This window comes from Cohnella zeiphila (genome assembly GCF_014212055.1).
Taxonomy (GTDB): domain Bacteria; phylum Bacillota; class Bacilli; order Paenibacillales; family Paenibacillaceae; genus Cohnella; species Cohnella zeiphila.
On the sequence record NZ_JACJVO010000009.1, the window covers coordinates 459,034 to 478,597 of the forward strand.

Consider the following 19,564-nt stretch of genomic DNA (forward strand, 5'->3'; position numbering starts at 1 on the left):
TCATCATGCGTTGGGGAGTCAAAAAAGCGCTCGCGATCGCGCTTGTCTGTTTATGGTCTGTCGCTCTGGCGGCATGCGGGGCGGCGGGAAATTCGAATTCCGGCGCGGGACCTGCTGCGTCGTCTTCGTCTCCGTCCGCATCCGCACCGTCGCCGTCCGCCGCATCGCCGCAGGCGTCCGCCGAATCCGCAAGCGGGCCGATCACGATGGAGGACGCGGTCGGAACGGTGACGCTGCAGAAGGTGCCCGAGCGAATCGTGGCGATGGATTTCAGCTTCACCGACGCGCTGGCTACGCTGGACGTCCAGCCGGTCGGCATCGCGGACGACGACGATCCGGGCTTGTTCATGGACGCCGTCAAAAGCAAGCTGACGAATTACCAATCGGTCGGTTCGCGCTACGAGCCGAACATCGAGCGGATCAGCGCGCTGCAGCCGGACCTGATCATCGTGGACATCAACAAGCACAAAAACGCACTGGAGCAGCTCAAAGGCATCGCGCCGCTCCTCATCCTCGACGATTACGAGGCCGACTACGACCAGATGATCAAGAACTATCGGATTATCGCCAAGGCCGTCGGCAAGGAAGCGGAAGGAGAGAAGCGGCTGGCCGAGCACCAGGCGATCATCGACGAGGCCAAGGCGAAGCTTGGCGGCGCCAAGCTGACCGTGCTGCCGGCGGTCGTCAACCCGACGGGCTTCTTCGCCCATTCGGAGCATTCGTTCTCCGGGTCGTTCCTGGCGATGATGGGCTTCGACGATCCGGTGAAAAACGAGACGTCCTACCCGCAATTGTCGCTGGAGCAGCTCGTCGAGACGAATCCGCAGGCGCTGTTCCTGCTCCCGACCGACCAGAAGACGATCGTCGACCAGTGGGAGAGCAACCCGCTGTGGAAGCAGATCGACGCGGCGGCGAACGGGAAGGTGTTCACGGTGGAACGGCGGGATTGGTCGCTGTCCCGGGGACTGCTCGGCTCGGAGAAGATGGCGGCCGATCTTGTAAGCGCCCTGGGAGCCTGATCGATGACAAGCGAATCGTTGGCGGAGAAGCGGACCCGACCGGGGCGTCCGCTCCTCTTCATTTCGTTGTCCGCGCTTTTGCTTCTGCTCGGCATCGTCGGCAGTCTGAAATGGGGGCAGGCGCCTGTCTCCTGGCACGGTCTGCTCGGAGCGCTCGTCGGCCCGGGCGACGGCAAGACGGACCTGTACGTCCGGCTGCTGCGGCTGCCCCGCGCTCTGACGGCCTGCATGGCCGGGGCGCAGCTGGCGCTGGCCGGACTGCTGACCCAGCTCGCGACGAGGAACCCGCTCGCCTCTCCGCATCTGTTCGGAGTGAACGCGGGGGCTTCGTTTTTTGTCGTGATCGGCTTGGTGGCGATTCCGGACTTCTCGGCTCCGCTAGCCGTCGGACTGGCTTTCGCCGGTGCCGCCGCCGGAGCAATCCTGGTCTGGTCGTTGGCCGGAGGCGGCCGCTTCAGCCCGGTTCAGCTGGCGCTGGCCGGCATTACGGTCCACTTCCTGCTGTCCGCGCTGACCGAAGGGATGATGGTGCTGAACCAGCAGTCGACGGACAGCATGATCTTCTGGCTCGTCGGCTCGGTGAGCCAAGCTTCGTGGCAGGACGTTCGCCTGCTGTCCCCCTTTCTCGGATCGAGTCTGATCTTCCTGTTCGCTCTGCTTCCGTCCTTGCGTCTTCTCGCCGTCGAGGATGAGATCGCCTCCGGGCTCGGCCAGCGGGTAGCGGCCGTGCGAACGGCCGCGTTCGTTCTCGTCCTGCTGCTGGCCGGCTCCGCGGTCGCGCTGTGCGGGCCGATCGGCTTCCTGTGCCTGATCGTGCCCCATATCTCGCGGGCGCTCGTCGGCGGCAAGCTCGGCGCGCTGGTACCGATGACCGCGCTGCTCGGCGGGGCGCTGCTCGTCTGCGCCGACTTGGCCAGCCGCTTTATCGCGTTCCCCTTCGAATCGCCGGTCGGCATCGTCACGTCCGCGCTGGGCGCCCCTCTCTTCTTGCACCTGGCACGACGGAGAGGAGGGACGGTCCGATGAGAAGAACGACTGCGCTAGCCGCCGCCTTCCTGCTGATGCTGCTGCTGACGGCGGTTTCCCTCCGGTTCGGGGCCGTCGCGGTTCCCTGGCGGCACATCGGCGAGACGCTGCTCGGCCGGCCCAATCCTTCCTCCTTTGTCGTGGACAAAGTTCGCCTGCCCCGCATCGCCACGGCTGTCCTGGCCGGGTTCGGGCTTGCCGTCTCCGGGGTCATTCTGCAGAGCCTGCTGAGGAACCCGCTCGCCAGCCCGGATGTCGTCGGCGTCAGCAAAGGTGCCGGCTTCGCCGCGGCGGCGGTGCTGTTCCTGTATCCCCGCGCCCCGGCGTTCGCGCTTCCGGCCGCCGCCTTCGCGGGAGCGTTCGCTGCCTTCGCCCTCCTGCTGACGCTCAGCCGGAGACTGAGACTCGGTCCGGCCGCGCTGGCGCTCGTCGGGGTCGCGGTGGGGGCGGTGTTCCAGGCCGGCACGCAGTATTTGATCGTCCGGCATCCGACGGACATCAATCTGGCGCTGCTCTGGCTTACCGGAAGCCTATGGGGCCGAAGCTGGAGCCACGTCCTGCTGCTGCTGCCGTGGATCGCCGCGCTTCTGCCGCTCGCTTGGTCCGGATTCGCCAAGCTGAACCTGCTTCAGCTTACGGACGAGGTAGCCGTTTCCCTCGGTCTGCGCATCGTCCGCGAACGCCTCTGGCTGATTCTGCTGGCGGTCGCGTTGGCGGGCATCGCGGTGGCGGCCGTCGGCGCGATCGGCTTCGTCGGACTGGTCGCGCCGCACATGGCCCGCCGGATCGTCGGAAGCCGCCACCAATGGCTCATTCCGCTGGCCGCGCTGCTCGGCGCCGACCTGATGCTGCTCGGCGACGTTCTGGGCCGCGTCCTCATCGTGCCGCGCGAAGTCCCGGTCGGCATTATGAGCGCTGTGATCGGCGCGCCTTATTTCGTCTACCTGCTGCGGAAGGCCAAGGATGCCGGCGCGAGGGGACGAACCGGGAATTGACGGACATGCGGACGCTTTTCGGCGGCCATAGGGCGAAACTATGAAAACGATAGCTTTTAGGTATTTTGCCACATGGGCCGAAGTGTGCTACAAATGATATAGTCCATCCATGTGACAATCGCGAAACGGGAGTGAATATCCATTATGGCAGAAGTGAAGAAGATCGCCGTCATCGCGGGCGACGGCATCGGCCCCGAGGTCGTGGGCGAAGCGATTAAAGTATTGAAGAAAACGGAAGAGCTGTTCGGATACAAGTTCGAGCTCGAGCACGGCCTGTTCGGCGGCATCGCCATCGACGAGAAGGGCACGCCGCTGCCGCAGGAGACGCTCGACATCTGCAAGAAAGCGGACGCGGTTCTGCTCGGCGCGGTCGGCGGCCCCAAATGGGACAACAATCCGAAGGAGCTGCGTCCGGAGACCGGCTTGCTCGGCATCCGCAAGGCGCTCGGCCTGTTCTCCAATATCCGTCCCGCGGTCGTGTTCGACTGCCTGAAGGACGCATCCACGCTTAAGCCGGAAGTGCTTGAAGGCACCGACCTGATCGTCGTGCGCGAGCTGACGGGCGGCATCTACTTCGGCGAGAAGTTCCGCCGCGAAGGCGCGAACGGCCAGGAAGCGGTCGACACCTGCGTTTATAATGTGCAAGAAGTGGAGCGCATCGTGCGCCAGGCGTTCGAGATCGCGCAGAAGCGCAGCAAGCGGCTGGCTTCCGTCGACAAGGCGAACGTGCTGGAGACGTCCCGCCTGTGGCGCGAGACGGTCAACCGCATCGCGCCGGAATATCCGGACGTCGAGCTGGAGCACGTGCTCGTCGACAACTGCGCGATGCAGCTGCTCCGCCGTCCGTCCAGCTTCGACGTCATCGTCACCGAGAACATGTTCGGCGACATTCTGAGCGACGAAGCCGCGATGCTGACCGGTTCCATCGGCATGCTGTCCTCCGCTTCTCTCGGCGAAGGAAGCTTCGGCTTGTACGAGCCGGTGCATGGTTCCGCGCCGGATATCGCGGGCCAAGGCATCGCCAACCCGATCGCGACGATTCTGTCCGTGGCGCTCATGTTCCAGCTTACTTTCGGTTATGCTGAAGCGGGGCAAGTCATCGAGCGCGCCGTCAAGAGCGTGCTGGATGCCGGCCATCGCACCGGGGACATCGCCGTCGACAAGAGCAAGGCGATCGGCACGACGGCGATGGGCGATCTGATCGTGGCCGCCATGAGCCGCTAATGCTGATGGCAACAACTTATTTATAATTATTCTAAATAAGTAGTCATTCCATATTGATTTCGGTTCTCAATGATGGTAGGATCATAGTTGAGAAAACAAGCCCGGCTTATGGTCGGATACACAGGAGGTTAAGACTCATGGCAGAACGTTTGGTGGGCCGCCCGGCTCCGGATTTTTCGCTTGAGACCGCTCTTGGAGACGGTCAAGGTTTCGGCAAGGCTTCTCTGTCCGATTACAAAGGCAAATGGCTGGTCTTCTTCTTTTACCCGCTCGACTTCACCTTTGTATGTCCGACCGAGATCGTCGCGCTGTCCGAAGCGGCCGATCAGTTCAAAGCGTTGAACACCGAAATTCTCGGCGCCAGCGTCGACAGCATCCACAGCCACCGTGCGTGGATCAACACGCCGAAGACCGAGAACGGGCTGGGTAAGCTGAACTTCCCGCTCGCTTCCGATATTACGAAGCAGACGGCCAAGGATTACGGCGTTCTGATCGAGGAAGAAGGCGTCGCTCTGCGCGGCCTGTTCATCATCGATCCGGAAGGCGAGCTCAAATACCAAGTCGTCAACCACAACGACGTCGGCCGCAGCGTGGAAGAGACGCTTCGCGTGCTTCAAGCGCTCCAATCCGGCGGGCTGTGCCCGATCAACTGGAAGCCGGGGGACAAGCACCTGGTGGCCAAGTAAATCCTGCGTTACGTCCGGCTTAAGGACGCATGCCTTCGCGCATGCGTCTTTCCTTTTTGCCGGCGATCCGATAAGAACGGGCCATGGTAAAACTTTTCCGGCAGGAATTCCGTCCGATTAGAGAGAATATAGTGAATAACGCATCATTTTATTGGCGCTCAGCCAGGTTTGGGAATGGTTACGGGACTTGTTCCGGGGGAGGAATGACGATGAGTTTCTGCTGCGGGGCCAGCATGATCGGAACGAAAGGAACGCTCAAGCATTACCGGACCAGAATCCATAACGTTCCGATTCTGTTCTGTCCGGTATGCCACCGGGTGGAAGTGCATTACCTGGTGGAGAACGAGTACGAGATTCTGGCGGAGTACGCGCATGGCGACGGTGCATCGGAAGTCGACTTCCACGACTACGTCGACGAGTCGGATAAAGCCCTCAATGAGAATTGCGTCAACAACGAGGACGAAGATCCGATGGCGATCGTGCAGAACCAGATCGATATGTCGCTGGACCTGCTATCGTTCGCGAAGGAGCTTGGCGACGGGGAGTGGGAGCAGCAGCTCAAGAAGAGGCTCGGCATTCTGGCGCAGCGCCGGCACAAGCTGAAAATGAAGCGGACGACCGGCGGCACGCTTTGATGAGAATCGGACGCGGGACGCGGTCCGGCGAGGCAGGGAAATCCATTCCGTCCGGCATCGCCCCTCTAACCGCCATTCACGGCATACCGGTTGTACCGGACTGTCCGGTCGTTTTTTGACGACGAGGCTCCGGGAACGATCGCAAGCTGTTCGAAGGCGGAGGAGGGGCTTTTTTGGCTTGCGCGGCGGTTTAAGTTTCACGGATCGGGATCGCGGGTTATTTCATAAGGGAATTAGGCGGCAGGCATATCTTGCCGCGAAATACATAATTTTCGGGACGGCCCCCTCATCCGGGAGAAGATCGGCGAATGATATGGACGTGGGGTGAGCTTTTGCTACTCTTATTGTGGAGAAAATGGACCGGACAAGGCGGCGCCGCTCCGGCCGCGGACCATGAGGCCCGCACGCCGGAGGAGGTCGTAGCGGCCATTCAGCAAGGGGACGAGGCTCTCCGGAACGACTGGATCCGCCAATATCAGCCTTTCATTGCCAAGACGGCGAGCCGGTTCGGCAAGCGATACATCGATCCTTCCCGCGACGAAGAGTTCAGCATCGCGCTGGCGGCTTTCGACGAGGCGATCGGCAGCTACTCTCCGGAAGGGGGCAGCAGCTTCCTCGGCTTCGCGGGCCAAGTGATTCAGCGCCGGCTGATCGATTACGCGCGCAAGGAGCGGCGCCACTTGACGGCCGTGCCTTACAGTGCGCTGCAGCCGCAAGACGACGAGGCCGGCTCTGTGCTCGCCAAGCTTGAGGCGAAGGAAGCGTTGACCGTTTATTCGCGGGAACGGACGGCGGAAGAGCGGAAGGAAGAGATTGCGTCGCTTCAGGCGGAGCTTGCGCCATTCGGCGTCTCCTTCTACGATCTGAGCGAGCAATCCCCGAAGCATCACGATTCGCGGGAGATGCTGCTTGGGATCGGAGCGAGACTGGCGCAAAACGCCGCTTTATTTGGCATGCTCGTCAAAAAGCGTCAGCTGCCGCTTAAGGAATTGAGCGAATTGGAGCAAGTGTCGAGGAAGACGCTGGAGCGCCATCGTAAATACATCATTGCCGTCACGCTGATCGCGGGCGGCCCGTATCCGATACTGCGGGAGTATATCCGCGTCTCGGCCGCGAAGCAGGAAGGAGAGTCGTCATGATCCGGGCGGTCATCATGTCGTTTAAAGGTTCCCGGGCGATCGTTCTCGCGGAAGGCGGGCGGTTCATGCGCGTTCCGCGCCGGCCCCAGTATGAGATCGGCGACGAGATCGAGCTGGAACCCGAGGAAGCCGCGGGGGACAGGCGGCGCGCCTTCTTGCCTGCGGCGGCCTGGAGGAAACGCGCCTTTTTGCCTGCCGCGGCTTGCTGCGCGGCGGTCATCCTGCTTGCCGCCTCCGTCTGGTGGCCGCATACGCCGCCGGTCGTCGCTTACGTGACGCTGGACGTCAATCCGAGTCTGGAGCTGGGCATTGACGGCAAGGAGAAGGTCAGATCGCTGGATGCGCTCAACGCCGACGCCGAACCGATCGTGGCCGGCATCTCCTCCTTCAAAGGCAAGGACGTCGAGGAGGTCACGGCCGAGCTGGCGCAACAGCTGGCTTCCCGGCACCTGCTGCACGGCGGGACCAGCGAGGTCGTGCTGGCCAGCGTTCCGATGCGGGAAGTCAGCGGACAATGGGAAGCCGAAGTGACGGACAAGATGAAGCGGGCGATCGAAACGGCGGGTTCGAAGCCGGCGGATCCGGGAACGGCGAAGCCGGACGATGGAGACTCGGCCGGCGCTTCCGGGACCGGTAAGGGCGAAGCCTCTGCGTCTCCGTCCGCATCTGCCGGTCCGGGAGGCGGAAACGACGATCAGCGCGCTTCGGGAGGAACGCAGGGTCAGGCGGAACCGGACGAAGCGGACGGCAAGAACGGGTCTTCCGCAGAAGGGGAAGCGCCGGCGACGGTACCGGTCGTGACGACGGTCTCCGTTCCGAAGGAAGTTCGGGACGAGGCTCGCAAGAACGGACTGTCGGCAGGCAAGATGGCGTTCTGGCTGAAGGCGGAGAACGAAGGCCACGACGTGGAATTGGAGACGCTGAAAAAGGAGCCGCTCAAAAAAATTGCCGCCGAATGGGGCGGGGTTCGGGAAGTTTTTGACGAAGACGGGAGTGGGAACGGAGACGGAGACTCGACATCCGCCGACAAGTGGAAGCAGCTGCTCCAGCAGTCGCTTGCCAAGCAGGGCGAGAGCGAGCCGTCGGCGTCCAAGGGAGAGAACGGCGCCAAGGACGCTTCCAAGCACGCGAGCGCGGGCGACAAGGATGGCAAGTCGAACGGCCGTCAGCCCCCGGCCAAAGGCGGTTCGTCGCAGCAGCCGGGCAATCAAGCTCAATCGGATGCGAAACCGCAGTCTCCTCGCGGACCGTCCAGCCCGTCGAAGCGGGACGGAGAAGGCCGTTCTCCGTCCGGCAAGAGCGGCGCAAGCGGCTCGGCGGACAAGCCGTCCGCCGGCGGCAAGAGAACGGACGACAAGGAGAACGGCCAGGGCGGGCAGGGGAGCCGGGTCCGCTCGTCCGGCTGGGGAGCAAGCGGCGCGGGTCAGGCGGAATCCCGCGAAGAACGTGCGGAAGAGCTGGCCAAGTCCGCCGCCAGCCGCATCGCGGAACTGGCGAAATCCGGCGACTTTCATGCCGGAGACGGGAAGCGGGGCCAACCGAACCGCTCGAAGGAAGAAAGCTCCGGACGGGATAAAAGCGGGAAGGCGGCAGGCGATAAGACGAGGTCCAAAGACCGATAGAAAGCCGACAGGGAAGGCGACGATTCGACATTCGGGTTTCGGGAACGTCGACAGGATCTCTCATTGACAGTTTCGGGGTTCGACGCCTATGATGAATGTGAATTTTGTCGGGATGTTCCGTAACTGATCAATTATCGGGAGGACCCCCTTCATGCAAAGGTGGAGAACCCGCTACTTCCCGGCGCTGGCCGAATTCGCACTGGGCGGCGAAGAGAGTTCGAGCCGGGAACTGGCGTCATTGCGATCGATTCTTCCAGGCGTTTCCACCGAAGAACTTCTTTGGCATCACGAAGAGAGCGTAAGGTTCCTGCTCTCGAACGCCGAACCCGAGGACCGGATGACCATTATGCACCGGTCTCTTTTGTTTCTCATGGAAATGCTCGCCCTGCTCCGCCTTCGGCAATCGGCCGACGAGGAGATTGACAAGGATCGGCTGCGGGAAGCGGCCATCGACTCGATGCCGATCGACGAAGAACGCCCGGACCGGTTCGAGACGGTGCTTCAGCATATGGACAGCGGCATCGCGCTGTTCGATTCGGAAGGCTACCTCCGCTTTTTGAACGTGCAGATGTCCCGTTTCCTCCAGACGCCACGGAAAGCGCTGGTCGGCAATTCGGTCCGCCAACTGATGTACCATCCCTTGCTGCGCAAGTCGATTCGGAAGATCTTCGTCCGCATGCTCAAAGAGATGGTCTACCATCGCCGGTATCATGCCGAGTTCCAAGACTCGAACGGCAAATTCCTGCTGATCAGCATCACCCAGATCGACGAGTTGGACGGAGACTATCTTATCAGCGTGAAAGACGTCTCGGAGTATAAGCAGATCGAGCAGACTGCCTTCCAGAACGACAAGCTGGCGATGCTGGGCAAGATCGCGGCGGCGATCGCGCACGAGATCCGCAATCCGCTGACATCGATCCGGGGCTTCATCCAGCTGCTGAAGCCTTACCTGGAATCGATCGGCAAGCAGGAGTACGCCCGCATCATTCTGTCGGAGATCGACCGGGCGAACGATATCATCTTCGAATTCCTCAACTCCTCGAAGCCGACGGCGCCGATGAAGCAGACGCTGCGGGTCGCCTCTCTCGTCAAGGAGACGATTCTGCTGACGGAGAGCGAAGCCCACATGAAGGGCTGCGAATTGTACGGCGAGAACAACGATCCGGCGATCTCCATCGCCATCGACGTCAAGCAGATCAAGCAGGTGCTGCTCAATATCGTCAAAAACGCGATGGATGCCATCCACGAAGCCGGAGACGAGCGCAAGGGCCGGATCGAAGTATCGTCGCGGCGGGAAGGCCGGTTCGCCGTCATTCGCATTCGCGACAACGGGAAAGGGATGGACCGGACGACGCTGAACCGGCTGTTCGATCCCTTCTTTACCACGAAGGAAGAAGGGACGGGCCTCGGCTTGTCGGTCAGCTACCGGATTATCCGCAACCATGGCGGGACGATCCAGGTGGAAAGCCGGGAAGGCGAAGGAACGGAATTCAAAATCTATTTGCCATTGGTGATCGAGAGGGAGTAGAATCGGGATGAATCGATCGTCGGCGCGGGCTTGTTCCCGGCCGCCGAAGCTGTGAGCGCAAGATTCGACATCGTGGTGGGGGAACCGCATGCTTCGCAGACAACCGAATTCGTTCCGAGGACTTCTCTCGCTCAGGGGAAGCCGTCTCATCGATTCCGCGACTCGAAAAGGATTGAGAACGTCCTTGCGGGAAGGAATTCCCGCGAATATCGTTGCCAATCTTCTCGGCGGTCCGTTGCAGACGGCTTATTTGCTTTACCTCGGGTTCAGCTCCGAGCAGATCGGCCTAATCGCAGCCATTCCTTCGCTTACCCTCGTGGCCCAGCTTTTTATCGCCGTTGCGATGCAGAAGTGGACCAACCGGCGCCTCGCCGTCTGCCTTCTCGGCGTTACGCACCGCACGCTATGGGTATCGACCGGCCTCATTCCGCTACTTTTTCCGGAGAGCGACCGGTTCTGGGCCTACGCATCCCTATATTTGATCAGCTTCGTCTGTGCCCAATCGAGCGGCGTCATCTGGACTTCGCTCATGGCGGATATCGTGCCGCCGGCGGTGCGCGGCCGATATTTCGGCATCCGCAACACGGTCCACTGGGCCGTCGCCAGCTTGACCCTGCTCGCCGGAGGCCAGTGGATGGAGCATGCCGGCGGAAGCGGACACGGATTCGCTTACCTTTTCCTGGTCAGCGCCGTCAGCGTCGTCTGGAACGGCTGGGAGCTGGCTCGTTACCGGAATCCGCCATTCGAGCGCTCCGATGGAGGAAGCATAGCGAAGCTGCTTGCCAAGCCTCTAAGGGACCGTTCGTTCCGATCCGCGACGATGTTCATCACCGTTTTTCTTCTGCTGCAGAACGTCGTCGTTCCGCTTTTCTCGTACGCCATGCTGAACGTGCTTCGCCTGAGCTATAGCACCGTCACCTTGATTACGATGTTCCAAAATATCGTCATGATGTTCAGCTATATTTATTGGGGCAATCTGAACGCGCGGGCTCCGGCCCGCAAGCTGCTGCTCTGGACGTTCCCGATCGTTTCCGCCGCCTGCGCGGCGTGGCTGGGGATGGGGATCGCGCCCGTCCTGCTCGTGCTGCTCGCGTCGCACCTGTTGCTCGGAATCGGCCTGGGCGGCTATAACCTGCTCGTCTTTAATTTTCTGATCGGAGATACGCCGAAGGGAGACCGTCCGGTCTACGTCGCGCTGTTCTCGGCACTGACCGGGCTGTCCGGCTTCGTCGGGCCGATCGTCGGAGGGTGGGCTTTCAAAGAAGCGGAAGGATATCCCGATTGGGTGGCCCGGTATGGGATCGTGGCGGGCTGCGGCCTGCTGCTCCTTGCGCTTGCGCTGTTCGTCGCCCCTGCGACGTTCAAAAGCAAGGAAACTAATAAAAACCAAACAATTACGAGTCAATTTCCTTAACAATTGTAGATTATTGTAAGTACCGGATGCGGCCCAGAGACGCCCGCCCGACTTTTAGCGCGAGGAATGGAGGCAGCCGGCTGGAGATGGACAGAATGGCGTGGTACCGATCGCTCTTCGAGGAAGCGGTTTGCAAGCTCGAGCCGATGTGGGAAAAAGACGATTCCTGCACGGGCGGATCCCGCTGGCGCAAGAGAAATTATCCGTTCGAGGAGCAATTCCAGCTGACCCGATTGGAACGCGAAGTTCCGCTCGCGATCATGTATTCCTTCCTTCTGCCCGAAATCTACCTGCAGGCTTCGATCTTCGAAGAATTGCGAAGATACGAGTCCGGATTCGAGCTCTCGTACATTCTGATGGACCGGATGCTTCGATTGGTCATTACGCTGCCCGTGGACGAGCTTCGCGGCACGCTTCTCGGCTTTATCCATCAAGCCAGAGCAGAGTTCATGGACATTCTGGATTGGATCGTCAAGCGGGCGAACGCGGCGCCGCTTCGCGTCCTCGCTGCCCAAAGATAGATTCATAGAGCCAGCCGGTGTCGAACGTTGACGCGGCTGGCATTTTGTTCCTTGGCCGATTCTGGTAAACTATCCTTAACGGAACGGCTGGAGGGATGCTTCATGGATCTATCGGACATTACGGTGCTCGATTTCGAGACGTCGGGGCTCAATCCGGCCCGCGACCGGATCATCGAGATCGCGGCGGTTCGCTGTCACGAAGGCCAGATCGTCAGCCGTTACAGCACGCTGGTGCGGTTTGAAGGCTTCATACCTCCGAAAGTGACCGAACTTACGGGGTTAAGCTCGGCCGACCTGGAGAACGGGCTGGACGAGGAGACGGCCATGCGCATTCTCAACCGGTTTATCGGCAGCAACGTGATTGTCGCCCACAACGCGGCGTTCGATCTCGGGTTTCTCCATTACGCCTTGATGAGGCATGCGGGCCGGAGCTTCAGCAACCGATTTCTCGACACGTTGACCATCTGCCGCGACCGTCAGCCTTATCCGCATAATCTCGGCGAGATGTGCAAGCGCTACGGCGTCGAGCTGGACGGGGCCCACCGGGCGTTGGCCGACGTGGAAGGATGCTGGGAGCTGCTGCGGAAGCTGAACGAAGAAAGCTCGGTCGAGCCCTATGTCAACCGGCTTGGCTATTTGCCCAAATACGGGCCGCCGGCCTGGTATCCGCCCCAAGCGGAGCTGCAGGCCGCGACGATCCGTTACGCCTGACGGATGGAAGCTTGACGGCTTCCGAAGAAAGGATGATCTCCGAAGCCTCGGCTTTCGGGTATCATCCTTTTCGGCTTGCCCCTTCACAGCAAGACGAATTGGGCTTACAATACCGGAATGCGACGAATCGCTCAGGAAACGCCGGCCGTGTCCGGCCCCGGAAAGGATATGCTCCATGAGTCAACCCGCTCTGAAAGAAAGGCAAATACCGGCTTCGGCCGGCTTGTCCCGAGGCTTGCTGCTGCTGATGGCGTTCGCCTCGGGCGCGACCGTGGCCAATCTGTACTACAACCAGCCGCTGCTGGCCGACATCGGCAGGTCGTTCGGCGTCGGCCCGGACGCCGCCGGGCTCATCTCGACCTGCACGCAGATCGGATACGCGATCGGCATGTTCCTGTTCGTGCCGCTCGGGGACATTCGCGAGCGCCGCGGGCTCGTCTCCATCCTGCTGGCGCTGGTCAGCTTGTCCCTCGTCGGCGTGGCCACCGCCCAGAACTTGACCTGGATCTACTTCGCGAGCCTCGCCGTCGGCTTGACGACCGTCGTTCCGCAGATTATGGTGCCGATGGCGGCCTCGCTCGCGGAACCGGAACAGCAAGGCAAGGCGGTGGGAACGGTGATGAGCGGCCTGCTGCTCGGCATCCTGTTCACGCGGACGGTGTCGGGCCTGATCGGCGGCACATGGGGCTGGCGCGTGATGTACTGGATCGCCGCGGGCGCGATGCTGGCGCTGCTCGCCCTGCTCCGGGCGAAGCTGCCCGCGAATCGGCCGCAGGCGACGATGGGCTACGGGACCCTGCTCGCTTCGATGGGGAGCCTGATCCGAAGGTATGCCGTGCTGCGCGAATCCGCGCTGATCGGCGCGTCGAACTTCGCGGCGTTCAGCATCTTCTGGACGGCGCTGTCGTTCTACCTGGAAGGGGAGCCTTACCATTACAGCAGCCGGGTCGCCGGCCTTTTCGGCCTGATCGGCGCGGCCGGCGCGTTCGGAGCCCCGATCGTCGGGCGCTTGGCCGATCGGTGGAAGAAAGAAACGATCGTCGGCGCTCTCGTCGCGTTGAATTTGCTCTCGTTTTTGCTGTTTGGCTTGCTGGGCGTTTATTTGGCGGCGCTGATCGCAGGCGTCGTTCTGCTCGACCTTGGAGTGCAAGGGACTCAGGTGGCGAACATGACCCGCATCTACGCGCTCGACCCGCCTTCCCGCAGCCGCCTGAACACCGTGCAAATGGTCTCGACGTTTCTCGGAGGAGCGATCGGCTCGTCGCTGGGCAGCTATTGCTGGCGCCATTGGGGCTGGAGCGGGGTGTGCTGGGCCGGCGGCGGCGCGCTGCTGGTCGGGCTCCTCGCCTGGCTGGCGGGACGGCTGCGCCGTCAGGAGAACAGCTGAGACAGGTCCGAAGGCCGGCCGCGGGCGATAAATTCGCCGGGGGACATCGAGCTGTATTTTTTGAAAATGCGAAAAAAATAGGACGTGTCGTAATAGCCTAAATATTGCGAGATGCTGGCGATGGTCATATCCGAATTCAGCAGCAGGTTGCACGCTTCGAGCACGCGAAGCTGGTGCATGTAACGGATCGGGGATTGGCCGAACACCTCTTTGAACAAGGCCGTCGTATAATTCGGCGATCGCCGGATGAGCCGGGCGAGCTGCCCGATCTCGATCGGCTCGCGGTAGTGCTCCAGCAAATACTGCCTGACGGTCTGCGCATACTTCATCTTCATGGGAGTAACCTCCGGCTTCTCCAGCTCGCGGGAGAGAATGCCGAACAGCTCCTGAACGATCCCCAGGCAGATCAGCTCCCGAAAGCTCTTGCTCCCCCGCATCTCTTCGTACAGCCGTTCGCAGCGCCTCTGCGCATAAGGAAAATGGGCGAGCCGGAACCGGAGGAATTGCTTCCGATCGAGAAAAGGAACGCCGGTCGGAAGCTCGCAATCCAGGTTAAACAGAACCGTATACTTCTGGTGCGGCGTTCCCGCCCAGTTCTCGCCGCTCCGCCTGGTCGACTTCGGAATGTAAAGCAGTTCCCCTCTCTCCGCGACGACCTCGCTTCCGTTAATGTCGTAGCGGACTTTCCCTTCCGTCACGAGCACAAGAACGTTGTGGCCGATCTTCTCCATTTGCGTACGCCAGTTGGGAATGAAATGATCGAAATGTACACTCATCAATTGAATCATAGATAGCGCCTTTCTATACAATTTTCGCTTAAATCCTAGCATAGCCAATAGATTTCGTAAACGATTGTCGAATAATCTTTGCCTTGTTGGAATTATTGATAAGAGAAATGTACCTATCAAAATCGAAATGTACGTGGACGCTCGGCGGATCCCGAATCTATAATACAGCTACGGCAAGAAGAGAAAGCGCTGACATCGGTCGGGCGCCGGAAGGGGATTTGCGATCATGAGAATTTTGCTGCTGGATTTGGATTCGACGAGACCGGATCATCTAGGGTGCTACGGGTACCCGCGCAACACGTCGCCGAACATTGACAAGATGGCCGCTCAAGGGGTCCGCTTCGACAACTACTACACGTCCGACGCGCCTTGCTTTCCGTCGCGAACGGCGCTGATGACCGGACAATTCGGCATTCACAACGGCGTCGTCGGCCACGGCGGAACGGCGGGGGACGTACGCCACGAAGGAGCGGAACGGGGGTTCCGCGACCGGCTGGCGTCCGAGAGCTTCCCGGCGCTGTTCCGCAAGGCGGGGCTGCGCACCGCGCTCGTCAGTCCGTTCGGGGAGCGGCATTCGGCCTGGACTTTCTATGCCGGCTTCAACGAGATTCACAATACGGGCCGGGGAGGGATGGAATCGGCCGAGGAAGTGACGCCGGTCGTGCTCGACTGGATCGAACGCAACGCGCAGCAGGACGATTGGATGCTGTACGTCAATTACTGGGATCCGCACACCCCTTACCGCGCCCCGGAATCGTTCGGCAACCCGTTCGCGGACGAGCCGCTTCCGGAATGGATTACCGACGAAGTGCTGGAAGCCCATAGGAGAAAGGTCGGGCCGCACAGCGCCAGCGAAATCAATATGTACGACGACCGGACGTCGCCGGCTTATCCGCGCCATCCGGGCAAGATCGGGTCCAGGGAAGACCTGCGGAGGATGGTGGACGGCTACGACTGCGGCATTCGCTTCATGGACGAGAATATCGGCGAGATCTTCCGCCTGCTGGAGAGCAAAGGCGTAATGGACGATCTGATCGTTATCATCACGGCCGACCACGGCGAGAACATGGGCGAGCTCGGCATCTACGGCGAGCATGGGACGGCGGACCAGGGCACCTGCCGCATCCCGATGATCATCCGCTGGCCCGGCATGCGGCAAGGCATCGTCGATGAAGGTCTTCACTATCATCTCGATCTGCCGCCGACGATCGCCGACGTACTCGGCCAGAAGCCGGCGCCGAGCTGGGACGGGCAAAGCTATGCCGAGACGCTGCGGACGGGCGCGGACAGCGGCCGCGATTACTTGGTCGTGTCGCAGTGCGCCCACGTCTGCCAGCGCAGCGTCCGGTTCGGGGAATGGCTTTACATCCGGACGTACCATGACGGCTATCACTTGTTCGACAAAGAGATGCTGTTCCGCTTGTCGGACGATGCGCATGAGCAGCGCAGCCTGGCGCTAGAGCGGCCGGACGTTTGCCGCGAGGCGGTCTACCTGCTGAACGAATGGCATGACGGCATGATGGCGTCGATGCCGTTCGACGTCGATCCGCTGCGGACCGTGATGAAGGAAGGCGGCCCCTATCATGCCAAAGGGTTCCTGCCGCGTTACGCCGAGCGGCTCCGCGAGACCGGAAGAGGCGACGCGGTGCCCGAGCTGCTGCGGCGTCATCCTCGCGAGATGGCGGGCAAGGCCGGCCGCGACGGGTAAAGACAGGCGTTTCAGCCGTCCTCCAATCATCGGCGGGCGGCTTTTCGCATTCCGCCGGGACTTCTTCGGAAGGACGGTTACGTTGCCGAAAGACGGACGGAACTTGCCCTTCGCCGCCGCCGCCCTTGTCGAAGGAGAAAGGTTACTGGTATGATGGGAAGACAGCGAGCTTCTTGAAGGCGCGCTGCAGCGCCCGCCCGAATCGGACGGCTTCGGGCTCGAAGGAAGGAGAGCCGCGTATGTTGGATCACGACAAAGCGCAGGAGATGCTGGCCATGATGGCCCGCAGCGGCTGGAGAATTACCGATCAGCGCAGAATGCTGGCGCAGATTTTCGCTTCGACGGACAGCTATTTGTCGCCGAAGGACGTGTACGATCAACTGACCGTCAAGCACCCGAGCGTCAGCTTCGACACCGTTTACCGCAATTTGCGGATGCTCAGCGAGATGGGAGTGCTGGAGCAGTTTTATTTCATGGAGGGAGGCCTGAAGTTCAAAGCTTCCTGCCTTGACCATCACCACCATCATCTTATCTGCATGAACTGCGAGAAGACGCTGACGTTCGATTTCTGCCCGATGAAGGAGACGCTCGAGCTCCCCGGCAATTATAAAATCATGAACCACCGGTTCGAGATTTACGGCATTTGCGAGGAATGCCAGAAGGAAGCGGCTGAGCCGGCCGGCGTCTGAACGGCCGGGAACGCCCGGATCTCGATCGTCCCTCCTCCCTATTTTATTCGATCCGACAAGTCGGAATTCTCCCCTGCCATTCCCAGTTCTGACGTTGACGTTAAGGTAATTAAAAGATAAAATGCTTAACATGGTTACAAACAAGAATCGGCCCCCTGGACCGTTCGGGTTGGATTTCGCCCGGCATGCCGACTTCAAGGAAGCCCCGGCAGCCGAGCTTACGCCCGCCAGGGCTATTTTTTGTTGGCCGGAGCGCGTCGGCAAAGGATTTTCCAAATCGAGGTCGAAAAGAAACTAGGTCGGGATAGACCATGACAAAGATGAGGGAGGCGCTTGGCGCGCTCTTAGCCGATCGGGCCGAACGCTTCGGCGGCGGTTCTCGCGGCCTGCAAGGCCGAGGCGACGGAAGGAGGGATATGAAGCTGCTGATTCATCTGAATTTTGCATGTTTCCTCCGCGAGGTGCCTTTCCCTTAGCGTGGCGAGACGATAATGGCACCCATAAGGAATCGTCGCAAGGCAAATAAGCCGCGCTTGTCCTGTTTTTTTGAACGTATCCGTTCTATCGCGGCTATCCTATCGGATAGATATGGAAAGAGCGATCCGAACCGGTTCGCCGAAGAAAGGCACGCGACGGCAACGAAGAGAGCGGATCGAATGCATCGTCTCGCATGCTCCCGGACGCCGACGATATTCTTACATACGTGCGTCAAGGCTTTCGGTTGCGGCGGGATGGACAAGCGGTTCCGCTCTAATTGATCGATATTCAGGTCCGAATTTTCACACCGTCTTGCGCTGTCTTGCGTTTTAGGAAGGATACAGATAAGAACGCAGGCGGCGAAGAGATGCGGACAGAGGAGGCCGTATTAGTATGATCACCGAAAAACATCTGGACAGCGAGCGGCTGTTTCTGAACCGCCTGGCCAAAGCCGACCCGACTCAAATCGCAGTCGTGGATCTCGGAGAAGGGGACTCGCGTTACGTTCTCACCCACGGCCAGCTCGACAAGCTGTCTGACCGTGTCGCTCAAGGGCTGATCGACCGGGGCGTGGCGGAAGGCGAGAATGTCGCTTACCTGCTTCCGAACGGATGGGAGTTCATCGTTCTGACGCTTGGCATCTGGAAAGCCGGCGCCGTGGCTTGCCCGCTGCTGCCGGCGCTCCGTGAACGGGAGATTCCGTTTATCATGGGCAAATCCAAAAGCAAGGTGCTCGTCATTCCGACAGAGTTCCGCCGCTTTGCGTACGGCCCGCTGATCGAGAAGATCCGTCCCGAATTGCCGGGAATGCAGCATTTGATTACGATCGATTCCCGGGACCCGGATAACCTGGCGACCTGTGTCGGCGGCCTCGCCGCGCAGGAGCCGGATCCGGCGGAGATCGAGCGCAGGCGTCCCGGACCGGACTCTCCGGCGCAGCTGCTCTTTACGTCGGGGACGACCGGCGAGCCGAAAGGCGTCATTCACACGCACGGGACGCTGGGTCACGGCGTCGCCGCCCACGCTCACGGAATGGGGCTTACGTCGGACGACACCATCTGGGTTCCGTCTCCGATGGCCCATCAGACCGGATTCCTGTACGGCATGGCGATGGCCTTCTTCATCGGAGCCAAGCAGGTGTGCCAGGCCGCATGGGACGTCGGTACGGCGCGTATCGCGATCGAGCAGCACGGGGCGACGTTCGTGCAGGCGGCGATGCCGTTCCTGGCCGATCTGACCCGCGAAGAGCGTCCGCCTCAAGGACTTCGCATCTTCATCGCGACAGGCGCACCGGTGCCGCGCAAGCTGGCGCAGGAAGCGGTCGGCCGGCTGAACTGCAAAGTGGCGGGCGGCTGGGGCTCGACCGAATCCTGCATGATCAGCGTCGGATCGATTCCGAATTACGGGGATTCGTCCTGGAACTCGGACGGACAAGTCATCGCCGGCCGGGAGATGAAAGTAACCGACGAGGAAGGCCGCACGCTGCCGCCGGGGCAGGAAGGGCTGTTCAAGGTCAAGACGCCGGCGATGTTCACCGAATATCTCGACCATCCGGAATGGTACGAGGCGGCCGTCGACGCGGAAGGGTTTTTCAACACCGGTGATCTGGCCGTCATCGACGAGGACGGCAATCTGCGCCTGACCGGCCGGGTCAAAGACGTCATCAACCGCGGCGGCGTCAAAATTCCGGTCGCCGAGATCGAGAACCTGCTGTATCGGATGGACGAGCTGAAGGACGTCGCCGTCGTCGGCATGCCCGATCCGCGGCTTAACGAGCGCATCTGCGTTTACGTGACGATGATCGATCCCGACCGGTCGATCCGGCTGGAAGATTTGACGGCTTACTTGCAGTCGCAAGGCGTTACGAAAATTTACTGGCCGGAACGGCTGGAGCTCATCCGCGACATGCCGCGCACGACGACGGGCAAGATTCAGAAGTACGTGCTCCGGCAGATGATCGCAGACAAGCTGAAGTCCGAATAACATTTCATTTTT

At 60.9% G+C, this 19,564-nt stretch carries 17 protein-coding genes; 16 read left to right on the forward strand and 1 reads right to left on the reverse strand.

Translation table 11 applies throughout. The features are described 5' to 3' along the window. Positions 1-5: 5 nt before the first annotated feature. From H7C18_RS09150 to H7C18_RS09210, 13 genes are all read left to right on the forward strand, one after another. The gene (locus tag H7C18_RS09150) at positions 6-1,019 is read left to right on the forward strand and encodes an ABC transporter substrate-binding protein (protein WP_185128713.1); all 1,014 of its coding nucleotides are present in this window, start codon (positions 6-8) and stop codon (positions 1,017-1,019) included. 3 nt (positions 1,020-1,022) lie between these two features. Next, positions 1,023-2,045 carry a FecCD family ABC transporter permease gene (locus tag H7C18_RS09155; RefSeq protein WP_185128714.1) on the forward strand — a complete coding sequence of 341 codons (1,023 nt, stop codon included), beginning with the start codon at positions 1,023-1,025 and terminating at the stop codon, positions 2,043-2,045. Next, positions 2,042-3,040, forward strand: coding sequence for a FecCD family ABC transporter permease (locus H7C18_RS09160; protein ID WP_185128715.1), 999 nt, complete (start codon positions 2,042-2,044; stop codon positions 3,038-3,040). The genes H7C18_RS09155 and H7C18_RS09160 overlap by 4 nt, the downstream gene beginning before the upstream one ends. A gap of 144 nt (positions 3,041-3,184) precedes the next feature. Beyond that, on the forward strand, positions 3,185-4,264 hold the full coding sequence (leuB, locus tag H7C18_RS09165) for a 3-isopropylmalate dehydrogenase (RefSeq protein ID WP_185128716.1): 1,080 nt from the start codon (positions 3,185-3,187) through the stop codon (positions 4,262-4,264). Positions 4,265-4,401: 137 nt separating this feature from the next. After that, complete coding sequence (locus tag H7C18_RS09170; RefSeq protein ID WP_185128717.1) at positions 4,402-4,950, forward strand: peroxiredoxin; 549 nt, start codon at positions 4,402-4,404, stop codon at positions 4,948-4,950. Positions 4,951-5,159: 209 nt separating this feature from the next. Beyond that, the gene (locus tag H7C18_RS09175) at positions 5,160-5,585 is read left to right on the forward strand and encodes a hypothetical protein (RefSeq protein WP_185128718.1); all 426 of its coding nucleotides are present in this window, start codon (positions 5,160-5,162) and stop codon (positions 5,583-5,585) included. 308 nt (positions 5,586-5,893) lie between these two features. Then, on the forward strand, positions 5,894-6,724 hold the full coding sequence (gene sigI / locus H7C18_RS09180) for an RNA polymerase sigma-I factor (protein WP_238357564.1): 831 nt from the start codon (positions 5,894-5,896) through the stop codon (positions 6,722-6,724). After that, positions 6,721-8,346 (forward strand): anti-sigma-I factor RsgI family protein, encoded by a 1,626-nt coding sequence (locus H7C18_RS09185; protein WP_185128719.1) that lies wholly within the window; start codon positions 6,721-6,723, stop codon positions 8,344-8,346. Before sigI ends, H7C18_RS09185 begins: the two co-directional genes overlap by 4 nt. Positions 8,347-8,497: 151 nt before the next feature. Then, positions 8,498-9,874, forward strand: coding sequence for an ATP-binding protein (locus tag H7C18_RS09190; protein WP_185128720.1), 1,377 nt, complete (start codon positions 8,498-8,500; stop codon positions 9,872-9,874). 88 nt (positions 9,875-9,962) lie between these two features. After that, complete coding sequence (locus tag H7C18_RS09195; RefSeq protein ID WP_185128721.1) at positions 9,963-11,288, forward strand: MFS transporter; 1,326 nt, start codon at positions 9,963-9,965, stop codon at positions 11,286-11,288. A gap of 86 nt (positions 11,289-11,374) precedes the next feature. Next, the gene (locus H7C18_RS09200; protein WP_185128722.1) at positions 11,375-11,809 is read left to right on the forward strand and encodes a hypothetical protein; all 435 of its coding nucleotides are present in this window, start codon (positions 11,375-11,377) and stop codon (positions 11,807-11,809) included. A 102-nt stretch (positions 11,810-11,911) separates the two neighbouring features. Continuing rightward, the gene (locus H7C18_RS09205; RefSeq protein WP_185128723.1) at positions 11,912-12,520 is read left to right on the forward strand and encodes a 3'-5' exonuclease; all 609 of its coding nucleotides are present in this window, start codon (positions 11,912-11,914) and stop codon (positions 12,518-12,520) included. 175 nt (positions 12,521-12,695) lie between these two features. After that, positions 12,696-13,907 carry an MFS transporter gene (locus H7C18_RS09210; protein WP_185128724.1) on the forward strand — a complete coding sequence of 404 codons (1,212 nt, stop codon included), beginning with the start codon at positions 12,696-12,698 and terminating at the stop codon, positions 13,905-13,907. Here H7C18_RS09210 and H7C18_RS09215 read toward each other — a convergent pair. Beyond that, positions 13,892-14,695: a helix-turn-helix domain-containing protein gene (locus H7C18_RS09215; protein ID WP_185128725.1), complete on the reverse strand. Its 804-nt coding sequence runs from the start codon at positions 14,693-14,695 to the stop codon at positions 13,892-13,894. The two genes, H7C18_RS09210 and H7C18_RS09215, sit on opposite strands and share 16 nt — an antisense overlap. Positions 14,696-14,921: 226 nt before the next feature. Between H7C18_RS09215 and H7C18_RS09220 the strand changes: the two genes are divergently transcribed. From H7C18_RS09220 to H7C18_RS09230, 3 genes are all read left to right on the forward strand, one after another. Continuing rightward, the gene (locus tag H7C18_RS09220; protein ID WP_185128726.1) at positions 14,922-16,403 is read left to right on the forward strand and encodes a sulfatase family protein; all 1,482 of its coding nucleotides are present in this window, start codon (positions 14,922-14,924) and stop codon (positions 16,401-16,403) included. Between the two features lie 239 nt (positions 16,404-16,642). Then, positions 16,643-17,092, forward strand: a complete 450-nt coding sequence (locus H7C18_RS09225; RefSeq protein WP_185128727.1) for a Fur family transcriptional regulator — start codon at positions 16,643-16,645, stop codon at positions 17,090-17,092. An 870-nt stretch (positions 17,093-17,962) separates the two neighbouring features. After that, the gene (locus tag H7C18_RS09230) at positions 17,963-19,552 is read left to right on the forward strand and encodes an AMP-binding protein (RefSeq protein ID WP_185128728.1); all 1,590 of its coding nucleotides are present in this window, start codon (positions 17,963-17,965) and stop codon (positions 19,550-19,552) included. Positions 19,553-19,564: the final 12 nt, after the last annotated feature.

Excerpts from the sequence above, each read along its gene's own strand:
- H7C18_RS09150 (WP_185128713.1), top strand. The coding sequence starts at position 6 with ATGCGTTGGGGAGTCAAAAAAGCGCTCGCGATCGCGCTTGTCTGTTTA.
- H7C18_RS09155 (WP_185128714.1), top strand. The coding sequence starts at position 1,023 with ATGACAAGCGAATCGTTGGCGGAGAAGCGGACCCGACCGGGGCGTCCG.
- H7C18_RS09160 (WP_185128715.1), top strand. The coding sequence starts at position 2,042 with ATGAGAAGAACGACTGCGCTAGCCGCCGCCTTCCTGCTGATGCTGCTG.
- leuB (WP_185128716.1), top strand. The coding sequence starts at position 3,185 with ATGGCAGAAGTGAAGAAGATCGCCGTCATCGCGGGCGACGGCATCGGC.
- H7C18_RS09170 (WP_185128717.1), top strand. The coding sequence starts at position 4,402 with ATGGCAGAACGTTTGGTGGGCCGCCCGGCTCCGGATTTTTCGCTTGAG.
- H7C18_RS09175 (WP_185128718.1), top strand. The coding sequence starts at position 5,160 with ATGAGTTTCTGCTGCGGGGCCAGCATGATCGGAACGAAAGGAACGCTC.
- sigI (WP_238357564.1), top strand. The coding sequence starts at position 5,894 with ATGATATGGACGTGGGGTGAGCTTTTGCTACTCTTATTGTGGAGAAAA.
- H7C18_RS09185 (WP_185128719.1), top strand. The coding sequence starts at position 6,721 with ATGATCCGGGCGGTCATCATGTCGTTTAAAGGTTCCCGGGCGATCGTT.
- H7C18_RS09190 (WP_185128720.1), top strand. The coding sequence starts at position 8,498 with ATGCAAAGGTGGAGAACCCGCTACTTCCCGGCGCTGGCCGAATTCGCA.
- H7C18_RS09195 (WP_185128721.1), top strand. The coding sequence starts at position 9,963 with ATGCTTCGCAGACAACCGAATTCGTTCCGAGGACTTCTCTCGCTCAGG.
- H7C18_RS09200 (WP_185128722.1), top strand. The coding sequence starts at position 11,375 with ATGGACAGAATGGCGTGGTACCGATCGCTCTTCGAGGAAGCGGTTTGC.
- H7C18_RS09205 (WP_185128723.1), top strand. The coding sequence starts at position 11,912 with ATGGATCTATCGGACATTACGGTGCTCGATTTCGAGACGTCGGGGCTC.
- H7C18_RS09210 (WP_185128724.1), top strand. The coding sequence starts at position 12,696 with ATGAGTCAACCCGCTCTGAAAGAAAGGCAAATACCGGCTTCGGCCGGC.
- H7C18_RS09215 (WP_185128725.1), bottom strand. The coding sequence starts at position 14,695 with ATGATTCAATTGATGAGTGTACATTTCGATCATTTCATTCCCAACTGG.
- H7C18_RS09220 (WP_185128726.1), top strand. The coding sequence starts at position 14,922 with ATGAGAATTTTGCTGCTGGATTTGGATTCGACGAGACCGGATCATCTA.
- H7C18_RS09225 (WP_185128727.1), top strand. The coding sequence starts at position 16,643 with ATGTTGGATCACGACAAAGCGCAGGAGATGCTGGCCATGATGGCCCGC.
- H7C18_RS09230 (WP_185128728.1), top strand. The coding sequence starts at position 17,963 with ATGATCACCGAAAAACATCTGGACAGCGAGCGGCTGTTTCTGAACCGC.